15 protein-coding genes are annotated in these 19,818 nt (G+C 73.0%); 12 read left to right on the top strand and 3 right to left on the bottom strand.

Translation table 11 applies throughout. From position 1 onward, the window contains the following. Positions 1-39: 39 nt before the first annotated feature. Together H4696_RS12275 and H4696_RS12270 are read left to right on the top strand one after the other, a co-directional pair. Entirely contained in the window at positions 40-1,884 is a 1,845-nt protein-coding gene (locus tag H4696_RS12275; protein WP_086857677.1) for an OmpL47-type beta-barrel domain-containing protein, read from the top strand. Positions 1,885-1,956: 72 nt separating this feature from the next. After that, positions 1,957-2,202, top strand: coding sequence for a hypothetical protein (locus H4696_RS12270; protein ID WP_086857678.1), 246 nt, complete (start codon positions 1,957-1,959; stop codon positions 2,200-2,202). A gap of 15 nt (positions 2,203-2,217) precedes the next feature. Here the strand turns inward: H4696_RS12270 and H4696_RS12265 are convergent, their stop codons facing one another. From H4696_RS12265 to H4696_RS12255, 3 genes are all read right to left on the bottom strand, one after another. Further along, positions 2,218-3,759 carry a hypothetical protein gene (locus H4696_RS12265; protein WP_225955660.1) on the bottom strand — a complete coding sequence of 514 codons (1,542 nt, stop codon included), beginning with the start codon at positions 3,757-3,759 and terminating at the stop codon, positions 2,218-2,220. 2 nt (positions 3,760-3,761) lie between these two features. Beyond that, positions 3,762-5,735: a hypothetical protein gene (locus H4696_RS12260; protein WP_086864367.1), complete on the bottom strand. Its 1,974-nt coding sequence runs from the start codon at positions 5,733-5,735 to the stop codon at positions 3,762-3,764. Between the two features lie 466 nt (positions 5,736-6,201). After that, positions 6,202-9,018 (bottom strand): AfsR/SARP family transcriptional regulator, encoded by a 2,817-nt coding sequence (locus tag H4696_RS12255; RefSeq protein ID WP_249027202.1) that lies wholly within the window; start codon positions 9,016-9,018, stop codon positions 6,202-6,204. A gap of 173 nt (positions 9,019-9,191) precedes the next feature. Between H4696_RS12255 and H4696_RS12250 the strand changes: the two genes are divergently transcribed. The 10 genes from H4696_RS12250 to H4696_RS12205 are packed head-to-tail and all read left to right on the top strand — an operon-like array spanning position 9,192 to position 19,811. After that, positions 9,192-9,944: a hypothetical protein gene (locus tag H4696_RS12250; protein WP_192782264.1), complete on the top strand. Its 753-nt coding sequence runs from the start codon at positions 9,192-9,194 to the stop codon at positions 9,942-9,944. A 59-nt stretch (positions 9,945-10,003) separates the two neighbouring features. Then, entirely contained in the window at positions 10,004-11,200 is a 1,197-nt protein-coding gene (locus H4696_RS12245; protein ID WP_086861732.1) for a hypothetical protein, read from the top strand. Between the two features lie 13 nt (positions 11,201-11,213). Then, positions 11,214-11,675 (top strand): hypothetical protein, encoded by a 462-nt coding sequence (locus H4696_RS12240; protein ID WP_086861731.1) that lies wholly within the window; start codon positions 11,214-11,216, stop codon positions 11,673-11,675. Between the two features lie 12 nt (positions 11,676-11,687). Beyond that, positions 11,688-11,882 (top strand): hypothetical protein, encoded by a 195-nt coding sequence (locus H4696_RS12235; RefSeq protein WP_086861730.1) that lies wholly within the window; start codon positions 11,688-11,690, stop codon positions 11,880-11,882. Continuing rightward, on the top strand, positions 11,879-14,545 hold the full coding sequence (locus H4696_RS12230) for a hypothetical protein (protein WP_086861729.1): 2,667 nt from the start codon (positions 11,879-11,881) through the stop codon (positions 14,543-14,545). Before H4696_RS12235 ends, H4696_RS12230 begins: the two co-directional genes overlap by 4 nt. Beyond that, positions 14,542-16,425 carry a hypothetical protein gene (locus H4696_RS12225; RefSeq protein WP_192782263.1) on the top strand — a complete coding sequence of 628 codons (1,884 nt, stop codon included), beginning with the start codon at positions 14,542-14,544 and terminating at the stop codon, positions 16,423-16,425. The genes H4696_RS12230 and H4696_RS12225 overlap by 4 nt, the downstream gene beginning before the upstream one ends. Further along, the gene (locus tag H4696_RS12220) at positions 16,422-16,913 is read left to right on the top strand and encodes a hypothetical protein (protein ID WP_086860178.1); all 492 of its coding nucleotides are present in this window, start codon (positions 16,422-16,424) and stop codon (positions 16,911-16,913) included. The genes H4696_RS12225 and H4696_RS12220 overlap by 4 nt, the downstream gene beginning before the upstream one ends. Before the next feature lie 11 nt (positions 16,914-16,924). After that, on the top strand, positions 16,925-17,467 hold the full coding sequence (locus H4696_RS12215) for a hypothetical protein (protein ID WP_143265076.1): 543 nt from the start codon (positions 16,925-16,927) through the stop codon (positions 17,465-17,467). Further along, the gene (locus H4696_RS12210) at positions 17,467-19,479 is read left to right on the top strand and encodes a hypothetical protein (protein WP_086860175.1); all 2,013 of its coding nucleotides are present in this window, start codon (positions 17,467-17,469) and stop codon (positions 19,477-19,479) included. The genes H4696_RS12215 and H4696_RS12210 overlap by 1 nt, the downstream gene beginning before the upstream one ends. Further along, positions 19,479-19,811, top strand: coding sequence for a hypothetical protein (locus H4696_RS12205; protein WP_086860173.1), 333 nt, complete (start codon positions 19,479-19,481; stop codon positions 19,809-19,811). The genes H4696_RS12210 and H4696_RS12205 overlap by 1 nt, the downstream gene beginning before the upstream one ends. The last annotated feature ends 7 nt before the right edge of the window (positions 19,812-19,818 follow it).

Genomic DNA, 19,818 nt, shown 5'->3' with positions numbered 1-19,818 from the left:
CGGCCCCCATCCCTCCCATCCCAGGAAGGTTCTCCCGCGATGTCCCCACGACTGATCGCCGTGCTGCTGACGGCTTTTCTCGCCCTGCTCGGGCTGGCCACCCCCGCGGTGGCGGCGCCGGTCCAGACGCTGACCTGGACCGGGAACAACAGCACCACCGAATACGCGTCCGCGCCCACCGGTGCGCTGCCCGGCGAGACCACCATCGTCTTCGAGAACAGCGAAGCCACCGGTAACACGACCGGGATGTCGCACACGCTGACGTTCGACACCTCGACGCCGGGCTACAACCACGACGTCTCGCTCAACATCCTGGCCAACCCGTTCGACCCGCAGAACGGGCGGCACGAAGCGACCGTGACGCTCACGCCGGGCAAGTACCGGTACTTCTGCACGATCCCGGGCCACAGCGCGATGGTCGGCGAGTTCGTCGTTTCCGACGGCACCGGGGACACCACGCCGCCGGTGGTGACCGCCGCGGTGGCGGGGGACAAGGATCCCGCGGGGAACTACATCGAGTCGGCGACTGTGTCTTTGACCGCGACCGACGCGGGCTCCGGGGTGGCCTCGGTCGAGTACCAGCTCGACGGCGGCACGTGGACCGCGTACTCGGCGCCGGTGGTGGTGTCCGCGGTGGGCATGCACATGCTGCACTACCGGGCGACCGACGTCGCCGGGAACACGTCCGAAGAGGGGATGGCGCACTTCACGATCGTCGAGGGGCAGGGCGACACGACGCCGCCGACGGTGACGGCCTCGCTGTCGGGGTACAAGGATTCCGCGGGCAACTACCTCGACGTCGCCACGGTCACCCTGACGGCGACCGACGCCGACTCCGCGGTCGCTTCGGTGGAGTACCAGCTCGACGGCAGTGCCTGGACGGGCTATTCGGCACCGGTCGCGGTGACCGGGGCGGGCGCGCACATGGTCCACTTCCGGGCCACCGACGCCGCCGGGAACACGTCACCGGAGGGAATGTCCAGCTTCACGGTGGTGAAGCGGGACACGACGGCTCCTGTCGTTTCGGCCGCGGTGGCCGGAACGCAAGATTCCGACGGCAACTACGTCGGCAAGGCGACGGTCACGGTGACGGCTTCGGACACGGGGTCCGGGGTCGCCGCGGTGGAGTACAAGGTGGACGGTGGGGCGTGGACCGCCTACGCGGCACCGGTCGCCGTGACGGCGGTAGGTGCGCACACGGTGGGCTACCGCGCTCGTGACGTCGCCGGGAACGCGTCCGCCGAGGGTTCGGTGGCGTTCACCGTGGTCGCCGGCGGGGATACCACTGCGCCTGCTGTGTCGCTTCAGGTGACCGGGAAGCAGGACGGCGGCTGGAACTACGTGGGTTCGGCGACTGTCACGGTTCTTGCTTCCGACGCGGAGTCCGGTGTGGACTTCGTGGAGTACAAACTGGACAGTGGAGCGTGGACGCGGTATTCGGCCCCGGTGGTCGTGCCCGCGCTGGGTGCGCACACCGTGCGTTCGCGGGCCACGGACGTCGCCGGGAACGTTTCGGCGGAGGTGTCGGGGACGTTCACGGTGGTCGCGGCCGCACCGCCGCCGGACGCGTGCCCGAACTCCGACACCCGCGACACGGTGGTGATCGGCGGCGTCGACAGCCAGGTGGAGAACATCGACATCGGTAACGGCTGCACGCTCAACGACGTCATCGACGAGACGGCGGAGTACGCGTCGCACGACGCCTTCGTGAAGCACGTGAAGGCAGTGACCCAGGAACTGGTGGGCAACGGGGTGCTGTCTTCGGGCGACCGCAACCGCATCGTGACGGCGGCGATCGAGTCCGACATCGGCGGCACCCCGGCGACGAGCGCGAAGCCGGACGTTAAGAAGAACGGCAAGCCGGACGTGAAGAAGCGCCTGTAAGCCGGCCGGGAGTAACGGCGGTGCCGCTGCGGACGACCTGCGAGTAGCAGCGGAAAGCAGGAGGTCACCGCCATGGCTGAAACACTCGCGCAGTTCGGCATCATGACCGCGCACGAGGTCCGGGCCGGCACCGAAATGGAGCAGGTGGTGGCCCGGATCCTCGAGGCGGACGACGCCGACGAGGCCGACTTGCAGATCAAGTACGAGACCTTGGTCGCCGTCTACAAGCTGAAGCGGCTGCTGGCCTGGACCTTGGTCGTCGTCCCGCTGCTCCTGGTCGGCCTCGGGCTCGTCCTCTACCTCGGCGCGGTGCGGTAAGCGCCGGCGCAGGCGTCAGGAGTACGTCCAGTGGCCGAGCCAGGACTCGCGCCACGCGACCGTCAGCTCGCTGACGCCGTCCACTCCGGACCGGTCCACCTGGGCCTTCCACGCCTCCTCCACCATCGCGCACAGCTTCGACGCCGGCAGCTCGGTGCCGCCCGAAGCGAACTGCCGCAGGACCGACTTCGGCACCGCCAGCTTCGCCTTGCCGCGGATCACCGACTGCTCGGTCGCGCGGCAGATGAGGTACTCCACCGTGGCCAGGTCGCCCGCCGACGCGACCTGGCTCAGTGCGCGGTACAGGCAATCCAGCGGCGCCGCCAGTGCCTGGTGCTGGCGGGCGATCTCCCACGACACCCACACCGCCAGGCAGTCCGGCATCTGGAACGGGCGGTAGGTGAACGCGGGGCCGGCGAAGGTCTGGTAGTCGGCCGTCGGGTCGGTGGCGGGTGGGGCCGGGTCGTCGGGGTCCGGGGGCAGGCCGAGGCGCTTGAACAGCTCGCGCAGCAGCTTCTGCGGGCGGGCCGGGGTCGACGACTCGCCGAGCAGCTTCGCCAGGATGCGGTTCAGCCGGTCCGCGGCCACGCCGTGGATCGACAGCTGCAGGTGGACGAACGCCACGTCGGACAGCGTCGTGCCGGCGCAGCCGACCACGCCCACCTGCGGGTAGCGCTGCAGGAACGAGACGATCGCGTGCGTCGAGCCGATGCGGGCCGGGCCGACGAAGGTCACCGGGAGGCAGCTGCCGATGCGCTGGCGGGACCGGAGATCGCCCTTGTACAGCGGGGAAAACTCGCCGTCGGCGTGGTAGACCTCGAACCAGTTGCCCTGCCGGTGCCCCGGCCGCGTGTCGGCGAGCCAGAAGCTGTAGCCGTGCTTCTCGCACAGCTCGCGGAAGCGGTCGGCCAGCTCGAACCGCGCGGCCGCGGACACGTCCCGCAGCGCGATCGCGAACCGGACCGCCAGCGACGTGCACGGCGACGCGATCTCCTTGCGGGTGCGCAGGTCGTGGTTGCGGGTCTTCACGACCAGCGGCAGCTGCGCCGGGCACTGCAGCGACAGCAGCGGCGCGTCGATGAAGGCGGCCGCGGCGTCGGAGATCTCCCGCACCAGGTCGCGGACGGCGAGCCCGTGCCACTCGCAGACTTCGCGGGCCGCCGGGTCGATCGAGATCAGGCCCTCGAAGGTCTGCTCGGACTCGTAGATGAACGTCGGGTTGGGTGACGTCGTCTGGCGGAACACCCAGCCGCCGTCGCGCTGCTCCGGGCGTTCCGCCGGCTGCCGGCCGTCGACGTGCTCGACGACCTCGGTGCCGTCCAGCGGCTTGCGGGTGCGGGTGCCGATCACGACGCCGGCGCCGTTCGTGGCCGAGCAGAGCGTTTCCAGGAAGACCGCGCTGTCGGCGTCCGCGGTCACCAGGTCGCGCAGGTAGCCGTGGCGCGCCAGCGCGTGGTGCACCTCGAAGTCCACTTTGGTCACCGGCTGCCGCGCGATTTCGAAACCCGCGCGCGCCAGATCGGCGACGTTGCGCACGGAGACCCGTTGACCGCGCATCCTCACCATCCCCCCGAAGAGTCGAACCGGACGTCGGCTTCCAGCGGCCGGCGGCGGTCCCAGGCGCCGGTGCCCGCCCACCGCGGCGCCCCGATGCGCGAGAGCGGGACCGTCGATTCGCGCCAGGACGCCTGCCCGAACAGCACGAGCGCGGCGAGCACCGGCAGCGCGACCGCGACCGTCAGCGCCACCTGCACGACTTCGCCACGGCTCTGCGTCGCGACGGTCGCGGCGAACCCGGCGATGGCCGCGATGCTCAGCTGGACGAGCGCCTGCGGCAGCGTCCCGAGGTAGCCGAGCACGGTGCGGCGCGGCGGCAGCGAGAGGCGGCTGTAGAGGAAACCGGGCAGCAGCAGCAACATCGTGATCACGGACTGGCCGTCACCGATGTGCCCGAGCGCTTCGGTGGCCTCCCGGCCGTACGGCCACGGGCTGCCCACCAGCAGCCAGCCGAGCACGAACGACACCGTCGCGACGGCGAGCGCGTAGAACGTCACGTTGAGCGGACCGGACTTCGTGGAGTCCTTGAGCACGAGCGTCGCGCGCACGCGAACGTGGTCGCCACGCTGGTCGCGGCCGCCGGAGCGGCGCCAGTACGCGCGCGCCTCGTTGTCGGCGATGCCGTTGACCAGCACGAGGTCCTGCCCGAACTCCCGGTCGGTCAGCTCGCGCGCGGCCTCGCGCAGGTTCGCGGCGGTGAACTCCGGGTGCCGCCGCAGCGAGTTGTCCAGCTCGTTGGTCCCCGTCCGCACCGCCTCGCCCGTGGTGGCCGCGGCGGCGAGCCGGTGGCAGGCGGGCAGGCTGCGCGGGGAAAGCTCGACCCCGGACTGGCCGGCCTCCCACTTGCGGCGGCGCAGCAGGTCCGCGAGCCGCCGCAGCACGGTCTGCGCCTGCAGCTCGAGGATCTTGTGCCGGGCCCCGTCGGCTTCCTGCAACGGGGCGGCGTCCTGCCGTTCGGCGAGCGACCCGAGGTCCTCGGCGAGGCCTTCGACCTGGTGCTGGTCGGCGTCGGTGGACAGGTACATCCGCGAGATCTCGGCCTCCGGCGCGGTCCGGGCCACCAGGTGGTAGGACTTGAGCGTCGCCGGGATCATGGTCTGGTAGCTCACGACGTACCCGCGCCGGCTGGCGGCCAGCCGGCGCCACTGCTCCTTGGCGACGGGCTGCCGCGCGTCGACGTGCAGCGGGGTTTCGTAGCTGAGCCGGTGTTCCTCCACGGAGTCGTCGAGGGCCACCACGAGCATGTAGTCCCGGACGGCGACGTTCAGCAGGTACGCGTACTCGACCAGCAGTTCGGCACAGCCGTCGAGGATGCCCAGCGCCAGCTCCCGGCACTGCCGCCCGTACCCGGGAACGGTGCCGCCGGACGGCGCCAGCGCGAACTCCTCCTCCGGGTGGTTGCGCTCGGTGAGCAGCGTCAGCAGTGCCTGCTGGATCAGCCAGCGCGGTTCGTGCACCTGGAACAGGAAGGTGTTCAGCTCGTGCTTGGCGGTCTGCGCGTTCTCGTCGCTGCCGAGGATCCCGCGCAGCAACCGGTAGAGCCCGGCGGCGACCAGCCGCGACGCCTCGTGCTGCGTGAGCCGCGGCAGCTTCTGGCCGGAGCTGTCGAAGACGTCGATGGGGGAGACGTCCCGCCGCGGCAGCCGGGCCAGCGGCACCCACAGCGACCGCTGCCGCGCCGGCCGCTCGGCGGCGCGTCCGCCGTGTTCCTGCCCGATGAGGTCCTGCAGCTGCGCGGTGGCCTGGCGCTGTCCTTCGTCGAGGAGCTTGAGGCTGACGTCGACTTCGGTGCTGCGCCGAGCTGTTCCGTGTTCGACGACGGTCAGCCGCTCGGTCAGCCGCCGCACGTGGTTGAGCCGCAGGGAGGTGTCCAGCAGCGCGAGCCCGACGGCGGCCCCCTGCCGCGACAGCCGGGGCGGGGCGCCGGGGATGGGGATCGTTTCGATGGCGTGCCGGAGACTGTCGATGCCGTCCACAACACTGAGAGTAAGAGGTGTGACGTCTTGATACGAGCAGACGACGAATCGTGGGCGAATTGGGTCCGGCGCCGCAGGGAGTTGGGCTGAACTGCCGATCGGGCTTGGTCTGCCCGGCGGTATGGGGTTGCCGGGGTCTTGAATGAGTCATTCAGGACGTCTGGGGACCTGAATGAGTCATTCAAGGCGTTTCGTGGGGCGCGGGTGCGGTCGGCGGCCGGTGGCTGCGGGTGGTGGGTTTGGGGTCGCGAATGACTCATTCGGGACGTTGGTGGTCCCGAACGAGTCATTCGCGACGCCCGCGGCGGGAAGCGGCCCGGCGGCGGAGGTCTTGAATGAGTCATTCAGGACCACCGAAGACCTGAATGACTCATTCAGGACGCTGGGCGGCGCGGGATCGGCCGGTCGGGCTTCGGTGGTCGCGGGCGGAGGCTGCGGGTTTGGGGTCGCGACCCGGCGGCGAGCCTCATTCAAGGCGCTGGGCCACACGCGCACATCCCGAGTTCGCCGCCCGTTTCTCCACCTCATCCGCCGCCGGGTGCAAACCCCGCGCCCGGTACAGGTCGATCGACCGCTGCCACGCATCACGCGCCTGAGCCGGGTGCCCCAGCGCGTGGTGCGCGTCGCCCATCGCCGCCAGCGTGCCCGCTTGGCGGTAGGTGTTGTCGAGGTGACGCCACAGCGACAGCGCCTGGTGGGACTGGCCCAGCGCCTCCGCGGGCCGGCCGGTCTCCGCCGCGATCGTGGCGAGGCTGTCGAGGGCGTCGGCTTCGCCGTACACGTCCGCGCGCTCGCGGCACAGCGCCAGCCCGGATTCCGCATGGCCGCGGGCCTCGTCATGCCGGCCAAGACGGCTCAGGCACGCGCCGATCAGGCTGAACGCGCGGGCCTCCCACTTCCGGTCTTCCAGAGCCCCGTACAGCTCGAGCGCGCTGGTCGCGTGGCCGAGCGCGCGCTCGTCGTCCTTCTCGTGCGTCCAGTGCAGCGCCAGGACGAAGTGGACGCCCGCCTGCCCGAGCGTGTCGCGGATTTCCTTGGCCAGCGTCAATGACCGGTTCAGGTGGTGCAACGCCTCTGCGGCCTGCCCGAACGGGCCGTAGACGAGGCCGAGGCGGCGGTGGGCGCGGGCCTGCACCGCGAGGTCCTCGAGGCGTTCCGCGGCGGCCAAACCCGCCAGCCACGACGTGATGTTGGCCTGCAGGTGGCCGCGGCGGTAATGAAAATTGTCGAGCGTCCAGGCCAGCTGCCAGACGCACGTGTCCCACCCGTTGTCCTCGGCCGCCTGCCGGGCCGCCAGGACGCAGTGGTGGTTGACGTCGAACCACGTCATCGCGGCCGCGTCGTCGGGGAGCGGGGCCGGGACGCAGCCTTCCGGTGGCTCTCCGACGTCGATCGGCGGGTGCTGCTGGTCGAGCAGGCGGCTGCCGCGGTGGCCGGTATGGAGATAAAAGCCGACCAAGCGGCGCATCGCGGCGCGCCGGCCGGGTTCGGGCTCGTCGGTCTGCGCGGTGGTGTTGGCGTGCTGGCGGACCAGGTCGTGGAAGCGGAAGCGGCCGGTCACCGGCTGCTGGAGCAGGTGGTCGTCGACGAGGCTTTCCAGCAGCCACTCGGCTTCGCCCGGCGCCACGCCCGCGAGGGCCGCGGCGGCGGGGACGTCGATGTCCGGGCCCGGGTTCAGACCCAGGAGCCGGAACATGCGCTGCTGCGCCGCGTCGAGGTGGCCGTAGGACAAGGCGAACGCCGCGGCGACGCTGCGGTCGCCCGCGGACAGCTCGGCGAGCGCTCGCCCCGCCTGGCGCAGCCGGTCGGCCAGGTGCGCCACAGTCCACGCGGGACGCGTGCGCAGCCGGGCCGCCGCGATGCGGATGGCCAGCGGGAGGTGACCGCACAGCTCGACGACGTCGCGGACGGCGCCGGCTTCGGCGGCCGGCCGGTCGTCGCCGACGATGCCCGCGAACAGCTCGACCGCGGTCGGCTCCGGCAGCACGTCCAGCGACAGCGTGTGCGCCGCCTCCAGCCCGACCAGCCGCCGCCTGCTGGTGATCAGCAGCAGCGTGCGCGCGCTGCCCGGCAGCAACGGCCGGACCTGCGCGGCGTCCGCGGCGTTGTCCAGCACGACGAGCATCGACCGGCCGGCGAGCTCCGCGCGCCACAGCGCCGCGCGGGCGTCGGGGTCGAGCGGGATCCGGTCCGCCGCCACGCCGAGCGCGCGCAGCAGGGTGTCCAGCGCCGCGGCCGGCGTGACCGGTTCCTGGCCGGTGGTGTGCCCGTGCAGGTCGATGAACAGCTGCGCGTCGCCGTACTGCCCGGCGAGCCGGTGCGCCGCGTGGATGGCCAGCGTCGTCTTGCCGATGCCGGCCATCCCGTCGATCGCCTCGATCACGACGGCGGTCGGCGCGGTGTGCGCGACGCCGTCCCGGACCGACAGCAGCCGGGACAGTTCCGGTTCGCGGCCGGCGAAGTCGGCGATGTCGCCGGGCAGGTCGTTGCGGCCCGCCACCACCACCGGCCGTGCCGGCGCGGTCGCGGTGGGCAGCAACCGTGGATCGTTGTCGAGGATCCGCCGGTGTATTTCGGACAGCCTCGGCGACGGGTCCAAACCGAACTGGCCGACGAGCACCGACCGGGCGCGGGTGAACGCGTCCAGCGCGTCCGCCTGGCGCCCGGCGCGGTACAGCGCCGTCATCAGCTGTCCCCACAGCCGTTCGTGGCCGGGGTGCTGCTCGCTCAACGTCGTCAGTTCGCCGATCAGGGTCTCGCCCGCGCCGGTGGCGAGGTCGGCCTCGACGCGGTCTTCGACGGCGCCGAGCCGCAAGGCGTGCAGCCGCCGCGTTTCGGCCTGCAACGCCGTGGAGCCGGCGAAGTCCTCGTAGGCGTCACCGCGCCACAGCGCGAGCCCGCGTGACAATTTCTCCGCCGCTGTCACGGGATCGCTTGCCACCAAAGCGGTTCGCCCGGCGGTGACCAGCGCTTCGAACTCGCGGGCGTCGACGAGCGCCGGGTCTAGTTTCAGGGCGTAGCCGGCCGCGCGGGTCTCGAGCAGGTCGGCCACGCCGAGGGCTTCGGCGACCGGGGCCAGCGAGCGGCGCACGCGTGACATGTACGTCCGGACCGTGCGCGGGGTGCCGGGAGTGGCGTCCACGTCCCACAACGCGTCCGCCATGGTGTCCACTCCGGTCACCCGCCCGGCGTTCGCGATCAGCAGCGCGAGCAGCGTGCGGATGCGGGGTCCGCCCAGGTCGAGCGGCCGGCCGCGCAGCCGTACCTCGAACGCGCCGAGCACGCGGAACTCCGGTCTTGCCTGTCCTTGAGCCGCACTGGTTCCGCTCGGGTCGTCCGTCCCCACCTCTCTCAGGAGGACCGGGCGACGGTGTGGATACAGGGCCGTTCGGCCCAACTTCCGTGCTGTCGACCGGTTGTCGACGGGCTGTCGACCGGCCTTGCCACGGTGGGCCCATGGACGTCGCCAGCGAGATCGTGCTGCGGCTCGCCGATCCGGCGGCCCGCGCTTCCGTGCTGACCGCCGACGCGCTGCTCGCGCTCGGCACCGTGGCCTACGAGCTCGACCCGACGCTCGTGACCGAGCCGGTGACGGCCGTCTTCGACCGGTTCGACCTCGCGGTTCCGCTCGACCCCAGGGTATCCGCGATGGCCCAGTTCCGCCGGACCGGGGAACCGGTGCCGTGGGAGGTCGCCGCCTCCTGGGACACCGGGCAGGCACCGCCCGTCGCGGCCGACGCGGTCTGGACCGGTGCCGTCGTGGTCCGCACGGCGGTGCTGGACGGCACCATTGTGGACGTCACCGCGCGACAGTCCGGTGTGGACGGTCCGGTCGCGCTCGACGCCACCGTGGCGATGGGCCCGCCGGGGGCGGACCCGCCGCCGGCCCCGGTCCCGCTGCCCGTGCTCGTGGCGTTCCTCGCCGCGGCCGCGGACGCGAGTCCACGGGAACTGCTGCGGGCGACGCCGGCCGCCCGGCTCGCGGCGGCCCGCTACGCCGTCGCCGACGCCCCGCCCGGGGCGCCGGAACGCCGGTTCGACCGGCTCGTCTGCTGGGTCGTGCCCGCCACGGCGTTCGACGACCCCGGCTGGCCGGGCGCGCGGACCGGGACGTCGCCGGAGCAGCGGCGGGCGGACCGGCTGGGCGCCGCGCGGAGCTGGCTCGCCGGCCAGGGCGTCGCCGTCCTCACCACCACGGAGCCCACATGACCACCAAGTCCCGCGCGAAACGCGCATCGACCACGCCCGAACCACGTACGGAGATCGGTATGGCCACCCTCGTGCAACCGGCTTTCCCCTTTGTCGACGTCGTCATCGACACCAGCGCGCTGGTCCCGGCCGCGCAACGCTCGCCCGGCGTGGTCGCCGTCGTCGGCAACGCCGACGGTGCCGCCGCGCCCGCGTCGACGCCGCTGGTGGTCACCGGCCACGCCGACGCGCTCGCGCTGTTCGGCAAGGCCGGCGCGGCGACCGCGCTGAGCCGGAGCCTCGACCTGGTGCTCGCGCAGGACCCGCGGCCCACCAAGATCTACGGCGTCCGCACGCCGGCGGCCGGCAACTACGCCGCCGCGCTCGCCGGGCTCGAGGCCGCGGACGACGTCACGTTCGTCTGCCTCGCCGGGGAGGTGAACGTCGGCGCGGCGACCACCGGCGGCACGCCCGCCACCGGGCTGCGCGCGCTGGCCGAGCACGTGGAGAACATGTCCGCGGCGGGGAACCGGCGGATGGCGGTCGCGATGATCGACCCGGCCACGCCCCGGAGCGCGACCTACGTGGACACCGTGCTGGCGGCCAACTCCTACGGCGCGCTCAAGAGCGCGACCGGCCGGATGATCCTCGTCGCCGCCCGCGGCGCGACCACCGAGGAGACGGTGAGCCCGAACCCGGTCGCCGACGCGGCCGCGGCCGTGATGGGCGCGATCGCCGGCCAGGCCCCGGCCACCAGCGTCGTGCTCAAGCAGGTGCGCGGCTTCACCATCCCGGTCACCCAGCAGTACGTGCCCGCCGAGGTCACCGGGCTGGCCGGGCAGGGCGCCATCCCGCTGATCGACCCGGCGCTGGTGCCCGGAACCGGGCTGTTCCTGGCCGACGGCGGCACGTTCTCGGCCGACCCGGCCCGCAACTACGTGGACATCTGCCGGGTGCTCGACGACCTCGAGTTCCGGCTGCGGGCCGGGCTGATCGGCACGGTGGGGGACGCGCGCATCACCAAGGCCGGCCTGACCGCCGTGCGCGTGCGGGTGGAGGGCATCCTCGGCCCGCTGCAGCTGGGCGCGGTGATCGACGACTTCTCGGTCAGCATCCCGTTGCTGGCGATCCTCGCGCTGCCGGAAAGCGCGCGCAGCGCCGCCGAACGGGCCCAGGTGGTCACCGCCCGCCAGACCCGGCAGGTGTCCGTCCTCATCAGCATCACGTACGGGCCCGCCGTGCACCGGCTCAACGTGACCCTCGCCCCGCAATTCTGACCCAGGAGCCCCCATGTCGAGTCCCGAAACCAGCTGGAACACCCGCCTCGCCGTGCGCTACACCGACGACAAGGGCGTGGACCACGAGATCTCGCCGATCCAGTCGTTCACGCCGACGTTCGCCACCACGGCCGAGCCGCTGCACAGCATCGAACGCACGCACGTCGGCGTGGTGGTCCAGCCGTACTCGCTGACCTTTTCGCTGACGGTCAACGCGATCGGCCCGGCCACCGCGCAGCTCACGTCGCTGGCGCTGAACGCGACCGAGTTCAGCATCTCGATGCAGGAGCGCAGCGGCGACGACTGGTCGTTCTCCACGATCGTGCTCAGCCGGTGCGTCATCACGAGCGCCGCGCCGACGGCGGCGACGGTGGCCGGCGCGCCGCAGGCGACGTTCTCCGGCTTCTCGATGCACGTGGACGCCACCGACGCCGGCGGCGCCAAGACGTCCGGTCCGCTGCAGTCGGCGCTGTAGAAGGGGAAAACCGTGCTCGACGACCTGGTCACCGGTGACGGCAGCGGCGTCATCCTGCCGTCCGAGGGTGACGAGTCCGGGCCGGACGGGCTCGTGTTCCAGTTCCCGGTGGAGATCGAGGTGCGCGTGGTCGCGCCGTACGACCCGGACCAGCTGGTGACCACGGCTCTGGACCGGCTGACCGCGGCGTTGGAAGGGCTGACGTGACCACCGTGCGCATGCCGGTGCGGATCCGGCTGGACCTGACCGGTGATCCGCTGGACACCCACGTGCTGGACCTGGTGCGGGAGGCGGCCGTCGCGGCGGCGGCCCGCACCGCCGATCGGGCCGGCCGGGCCGACGCGCTCGACGGCGCGGTCTGGTCCGGCCGCGCACCGGACGTCAGCGTGCGGTTCCTCGGCGCGCCGGTGCCGGCGTGGGCCGCCGCGCACCTGGAAGCCAGTGCGCACGCCGCCGTGCGGACGGCGGTCGCGAAGCTGCGGCCGCCGGCCGCCCCGGGCCCGGCGCCGGTCCGCACGACCACCCGGTTGCGGCGGTTCGCCACCGGCGACGAGCTGCTCGACGCGCTCTCCGTCCGGTACGGCGGGGAAACCCGCCCGCCCCGCGTGCTCGTGGTCGCGGCGGACTCCGCCGGTGCCGCGGTGATGCTGTTCGTCGACGCCGGCGGCGACGGGTCCTTCGGCGTGGCGTGGGGCACCAAGCTGAACCGGTTCGTGCTGCCGGCGGACGGGCGGGACGCGGAAGCAGTGCCCGGCTATTCGGCGGGGCACCCGGATTCGTTCCACCTCGTGGCCGAAACCACCGACGAGGACGCCTTCCGCAAGGAGCTGACCGCGGCACTGGTCCGGATCTGGCGCGCCGCGACCCCGGAGGTTCCCGGACCCCGGCTCGCCGCGCGGGCGGCGGCCCGCGCCAAGCGGTACCGGCTGAAGGGCTCGCTCTACGAGTACCGGTCCGGCGGGACCCCGATCGCCTGGTTCGCCGGGCGGGCGGGGCTGGCCGACCGGGCCGGGCTGCCGGTGCTCGTCCTCACCGAGGAGGTGCCCGACGCGCGGGACACGCGCTACGGCACCGATTGCGAACCGCTGCGCTACGACCCGGACGCGGCCGAAAACCCCGACCCGGACCGGCCCTACCTGCACGAACTGGAGGTGTCCGACTGGGACGAGGGCGGGTTCGGCGACCTGATCGACACGATCACCGCCGAACTCTCCATGGCACAGCCGCGGTTCATCGGGTCGTTCCTCTTCGCCGCGCTCGCCCTCATCGCGCGGCGAAGCGACGGCCTGGGGTGGCTCGTGGGCACGCAAGCCCGCCAAGACGTGCTTCGCCACCTCGTGACCGCCCTGGAAGCGGTGAACGTCCTGTTCTTCGCCTACACCAAGGCGGTGCTCGCCCGCGACAAGGCGCGGAAGCTGCCCTGCCCGCTGGCCGGGCACGCCGCGGAGTGGGCGGGCTACCTGCACCGCGACTACTTCCCGCTGCGCCGCAAGGTGGTCGCGTCGCTGTTCATCGCCGCCTGCCAGGACGCGCTGCTGGAACGCCTGGAGCAGAGCGCGACCGACATCGCCGGCCGGCTGGCGAGCACGGACTGGCTGCCCGCCACCCGCCTCGTGCTGTCGGTCCTGCTCGCCGAGCTACCCGAACTGTCCGATCTGCTCGCGAAGCTGCGCCGCGCCAAGGCGATCAACGACGGCACCGCCCGGATCGGGCCGGAGCCGGGGCACAACCACCGGTCGGTGGACGGGGTCGAGGTCGTGCGCACCCCGGTCTTCCCCGGCCGGACCGACCCCGCCCGCGACCCGTTCCGCACGGGGTACCGGATCCAGGACGCCCAGGGCGTCTGGCACACGCTCGAAGAGGTGGAGGCCGAGGTGAAGAACCTGCGGTCGAACGCCCAGCTGACAGATCCGTTCCTGGAGAAGCTCGCCGACCTCCCCGGCGTGGTGCGCCGGCTGCGCACCGCGCGCCAGCTGGACGGCCTGGGCGCGCAGGCCGCCGGGCGGGTGGTGACCGACGCCGTCGACCGCGAGTTCTTCGCCGTGCTGGCGGAAATCCAGCAGACCAACCGCGAGAAGACTCGGGAAGCGCGCGAAGACCGGATGGTCGCGTACGGGCTGGCGGCCTTCGAGCGGGACGACAGCACCGAGCTGCACGCCCGGCTGAGCGGCGTGCACGACCTGGCCGACGAGCGGCTGCGGGGCATGTTCACCAAGGGCAAGAGCGGCGCGTCGATCTTCGGCGACGAGCACATCTACGTCGAGGGCCTCGCCGCGCTGGCCGGGCACGAGATCGCGAAGGCCCGGTTCCGCGAGTTCTTCGAGCTGGCCGGCTTCACCCTGCTCGCCGTGTTCTTCCCCGAAGCCGCGTTCGTGCTCGGGCTGTTCCAGGCCGCGGAAGGCATCCACACCGCGCACGAGCACGCCGACCTGCAGCGGTCGCTGCTCGGCGGGGACGACATCATCTCCCGCGCACAGGTGGAGGCGGAGGTGGCCGCCGCGTGGGTGCAGGGCTTCCTCGCCATCGCACCGGAACTGCCTGCCACCGTGCGCGACGCGCTCACCAGCGTGCGGGCGCTGGCCAAGGGCGAGCTGACCGCGGTCACCGCGGCGACCTTGCGGCGCGAGCTGGCGGTGGTGGCGGGACACCTCGCGACCATCACCGCGGAGCAGTTCGTCAAGAGCTTCCTCACCCAGCTCACCACCGGGTACGTGCTGAACCTGGCGCTGTCGGCGGTGGTCGGCGAATTCGCCGAGTCCGTGGCGGCCGACTACCGGCTCGACGGCACGGTCCCGAAGGCCGGGATCGCCGGGCACGCCGCGCGGACGATGGCCGCCGCGGTGGCCGCGAGCACGGAGGCGGGCTCGTGACGGGCAACCGCGTCGTCGTCGACCTCGCCGCCGCGGCGCGGGTGAGCGCGCGCGTGCGGGAGTTCCCGCGGCTGCGCGAAGCGGTCGAGAACATCTCGAAGGCGGCCGGCATCCCCGAAAAGCTGGTCGGCGAACACCTCGACCGGTCAGTGCTGCGGGCCCTCGAAAACCTCGGTACGCGGTACGTGAACGAGATGGGCGCGGCGGTCGAGCGGGTCGGCCGGCTGCGCCGCGAGGTGGACGGCTACTACCGGAAGGCCTTCCGCGCGAAGCTGCGGACCGAGGAGCTGGCGGGGCTGCGCGCGGCGCTGGAACGGCTGCGCCAGGTCGGCAAGGAGCTGGTCCCGCCGGACGTCTGGGCCCAGCGGCAGCTGCGCACGGCCCCGGAAGCGCCCGGCGCCGCGCCGCACGCGCCGCCGGAGCCGGTGGCTGACCCGTTCGCGGACCTCGAAGCCCAGGCGTCCGCCCGGGAACCGGTGGCGCGGCCGCTGGCCGGGCCGCGGTGGGCGACCCGGCGCGTGAACCAGCGGATCGACGCGCTGCCCGAACCGTTGCGCGTGCCGCTGCGCCGCGCCCGGCAGCTTCGACGGTCCACAGTGGACGCGGCGCTGGAAGGGCGGCCCGGGGCGGTGATCCGGGTGCTGGAGGAACTGAACGGCGTACTGGGGCACCAGGAACTGGCCCAGGTGACGGAGGCGATCGGCATGACACGCACGCCCGACACGGCGTACGCGCTCGGCGGCGGCCTGCGCGGCAGCCGCCCGCCGGACGCCCGGGTGCAGGCCACCTACCACGTGCTGCCGACGGGGGAGCGGGCGGTGCTCGACCGCGTCGCGGCCGCCGACCCCGAATTCGTGCGGGCCATGGCCCTCGGCGAGGAACGGCCCGGCCAGGCGCAGGGCGTTCCGGTGCCGTGGCGCACGGCGGAAATGGACCGGTTCGCCGCGGAAAACGGGCTCGGCGCGGGCGACCGGGCCGACCTCGAACGCGCGCTGATCGCGCTGAACCGGGCGCGGGAGGCGGAACGGCGGGCCGTGGAAGCCGGCGTCGGCGATTCGCCCGACGCCCGCTCCCGGGCCGCGCAGCTGAACCGCCAGGCCGCCGAGCTCGGGCTGCCGCCGGCCGGGCTGGTCGCCGAGGCACTGCGGGGTTCCGCGCTGCTGCGGGACCTCGGCACCCGCAACCCGAGCCACCTGCACGAACTCGCCGGAGCCTGGCTGGAGAAGGTGGTGCGGGACGAGGCCAAAGGCGCGGACCTGGTGCCGCTGGACGTCTACGTCCGCGACGTGATCATGAGCAAGCACGTCCGCGGCCTGGCCGGCGAGTTCGCCGCGGTGTTCCAGCTGGGCAAGGACGTCCTCGTGCTGAAGGCACCGGACCTCGGCGTGACCGTGGGCGGCACCGACTTCATCGTGCTCGTCAAGGGCAGCCGGGAAATCTGGCTCTGCGACAACAAGACGCTGTCCCAGTCCGGGCTCGGCGAAGTCGCCAGCCTGGTCGAGAACATCGGCAAGAACGTCCAGAAGGACGTCGCCGAGCTGACCAAGCGCGTGCGGGACGTCCCGGACCCGCTCACCGGCGAAGCGTCGGGGGTGGCGGAAGCCATCGGCCGCCTCGCGAAGGCGCGGGACCGGCTGAAGGGCTTGTCCGCCGCGGAACTCGCCACGCCCGAAGGGCAGGCCAAGGCGGCCGCGATCCTCGACCACCCGGACATCCGGGTCCGCCGGGTGGTCACCAACGCCGGTGGCGAGCTGAGCTACCTGCAGCAGCGCCTGCTGGACCTGAAGATCGACTTCGCCGACCTGCGCACCAGCTTCACCGAGATCCAGCAGCGGCTGCGCGAGCCGGGCACCGGACCCCGCGGAGGGGAAACACGATGAGCTTTTTCGAACCGTACCTGCACACGCCGAGCGCCGTGCTCTCCGACGGCATCGTGCCGGTGCCGCTGTGGGCGGTGACCCAGCTGTCGATCGACTCGGCGTACTTCGTGCCGCAGGTCGGCGGGACCCGGCGGCGGGTCGCGGTGGTCAGCCACGACGATTCGCTGTCGCTGAGCGCCGTCCTGCTCGGCCCGTTGCGCTTCACCTGGAAGGTCGCGCTGGAGAACCTCGCCGAGTCCAGCAGGCAGGGCACCGCGCTGTCCCGGGTCACCGGCGGCACGCAGAGCGGCCTGGTGCTGATCACCACCGCGACCATCCGGACCGACCTCGCGGTGCAGTCGCTGACGTTCTCGCAGAGCGCGCAGCGGCGGGACACCCTCGACGTGGCGTTGCGGCTGCTGCACCTGCCGCGCCCGGGCAGCCTCGCGAAGCTGCTCGACGTCTCGTCGATCGGTGTCGGCGCCCTGACCGACGCGCTGCCGGTCTGAGGGGGGCGACGATGTCCAGGACCTTGCCCGCGCTGATCGCCCACCCGGTACCCGCCGTCGCGCCCCCGCCGGACCCCGCGGTCCGGGTGGTGCGGCAGGAACTGACCGCCGGGCTGCCCGTCCGCGTCGACCTCGACGCCGCCCGCGCGCTCGTGCTCGCGGTGCCGCTCGGGGTGGCGCGGGCGGTGCTCGCCGCCGACCCGTCGGCCGTCGTGTTCACCACTGCGAACCCCGGTGACGGCACGGCGTTCCGCGACTACGGCGCCGCGTGGCCCCGGCTGACCCTGGTGGTCACCGGGGCGATCGGGGCGACGGTCCCGGTGGTGGCCGGCGTGCCGGTCCGCCTGACCGGCAGCCCGGGGACGGCCGCGGTCGAGGTGACCGTCGACGAGCTCGTGCTCACCGCCGGTTCCCTGCGCAGCCCCGGCCGGTTCGGCAGCCGGCTTTCCCTGCGCTGGCGCGATCTCGCGCCGGCGCCCGACGACGGCCCGCCGCACCCGGTGGGGGACCCCGGTGTCCCGGTGCTGCTGACGCAGCTGGGGAAGGAGATGTGATGGCCTTCAAGGGCTTCACCTTCGCGCGCGGCCACGAGGTCGTGCCGGGCACCGTGCCCGCCTGGGCACTGGTGTTCCGCCACGGCGTCCGCGGCACCGAGCTGTGCACCCTCGGCAGCGACACCTACTCCGGCACGGTGAGCGCGTCGCTGCCGGTCGGGCTGACCGGGGGTGCGTACGAAGTCGTCGTCGAAGGCATGACGGCGGAGGACTACCGGAAGATCAGCCTCGCGCCCGGGACCCCGCTGGACGCGTCGCTGCACCTGTGGTGGAAGGACGCGCCGACCGGGGTGCTCGGCGGGCTCGCGAGGTTCACCGGGCTGGACAACCCGCTGTCGGCGACCACGCCGGTCCCGCCGGATGGCAGCCTGGTCGCCGAGCTCCGGGTGGACCGGTTGTGGCGGCGGCCCGGCCAGCGGCGGATGGACGTCGTGGTGAAGGGCCGGGAACGGGTGGTGGCCCGGCTGGCCGAGCGCCGCGTCGAGGGCCGCTGCTTCACCGCCCGCGCGGACGCCAACGGCCTCCAGGTCGCGGTCGAGAACGTCGCGGGCGACGACGTGCCCGTCGTCGGGCACGGACTGGCGAGAGCGCAGCCCACGCCGGGGGTGCGGGACTACGCCGCCGTCCCGCCGGGGACCGCGCTGGCCGCCATGCTCGAGCTGAGCACGCAGGTGCAGGCCGCGCTCGGGCTCTACAGCCAGGAGACGGCCGTGATCCGCGACGGGACCCTGCACCTTGGCAAGTGGACCGAGAACGGGACCACCACCCCGCGGCTGGACGGCGAGCGGCCGATGGACGACGAAAGCGGCCTGCTCGCGATCGAACGCGGCGCGGACCTGCCGCGGGATTCGCGGATCCCGCCGGGGTTGTTCGGCCCGAGGCCGCCGCGGGCCACGTTCGCCGTGACGGCGCTGGGGCGCCCGGACCTGAAGCCGGGGGACCGGGTCTCGCCGGTGCTGCCGCCGGAGGACTTCGTCGTCACCGAGCCGTCGAGCCTCGGCGCGACCCTGCTGACGTCGCTGCCGAACCTGCCCGCCGGCGTCGCCGACCCGGAGGCCGACGCGTCGGTGTGCCGGATCATCGAGGTGCGCCACGAGATCTCGCGGGAGCGGGGGTTCCTCACGACGATCCGCGCGGTCGTGCTGACCGCCGAGGACGACGGCTGGGACGAGGTCAAGCCCGGCACGGCGAAGGACGCCCAGCGGGCGCGGCGGTCGGGCGTCCCGTTCGCCGACAGCGCGCAGGGCGTGGCGAGCACGATCGGCGACGTCGTGGGAGATCGGATCGAGCGGACGTTCGGGGTAACCCGGTCGCGGACCGCGGTGATCCACGACCACGCGGTGTCCCCGGACACGCCCAAGCACACCAGCGAGGTCTGGCACGCCGACACGGCACCGGACGGCCTGCCGCAGGCGGCGCAGCGCACGGAGATCACCGCCGGCGCGCACGCGGAGCTGACCCAGGTGCCGTACGTGACGCCGTTCGCGTGGGGCAGCTACGGCCTCGTGCTGCCGCGCTACCCGGGCACCCGGGTGGTGCTCGCGAACGTCGGCGGCAGCTCGGCGGACTTCGTCGACGTCGGGGCGATCTGGCCGCAGAACGCGGGCCCGGACGCCCGGCCGGGGGATTACTGGCTGGCGCTGCCCGTGGGGATCACGGAACGGCAGCACCTGCGCGATCCGGATCAGCAGAAACCGCCGGACGGCCTCGCGAGCCACGACCTGGTCGACGGGGACGGCACCCGCGTCATCGAGACCGCGCGGTTCGTGCTGCGGGTCACCGACGCGCTCACCCGCGTCCCCGCCCGGCCGGCTCCCGACGACGGGCTCGGGGACGGCAGCGTGCTCATCGAAAGCCGCGCCGGCGACGGGGCCGCGCGGATCGTGCTGAAGGGCGACGGCAGCGTCACGATCAGCGCGAAGTCGATCACCTTCGACGCCGAGGACCGGATCGAGCTGAACGCCAAGGACGTCCGGGTGCAGCTCGACGGCGGCACGATGGACGTGAGCTGATGGCCGCCCCCGTCACCGAAAGTGGCTCGGTCGAGTGCCGGCACCAGGGCGCCGTCGCGCTGACCGCGGCCAGCGACCGGCGGCTGACCGTGAAAAACGGGAAGGTCGTGCTCTTCGACGAAGTGCTCAAGCAGAAGTACTTGGGCTGCACCGCGTCCACCCCGCCCGGTACGTGCGCCAGTTCCGCGCTGTCGCCGCCCGGTGCCGGCCGGGCCGCCCGGCTGACCGTCGGCGGCGCCGCCGTCCTGCTCGATTCCCTGACCGCCAGCTCCCTGCCCTCGGCCACGCCCGTGCAGGTCGCCGCCGGGCAGTCCGTTCTCACCGCTTCGTGAAGGAGTT

The sequence above is a fragment of the Amycolatopsis lexingtonensis genome, from assembly GCF_014873755.1.
In the GTDB taxonomy this organism is placed as follows: Bacteria; Actinomycetota; Actinomycetes; order Mycobacteriales; family Pseudonocardiaceae; genus Amycolatopsis; species Amycolatopsis lexingtonensis.
This window is presented reverse-complemented; position numbering and strand designations above follow the sequence as displayed.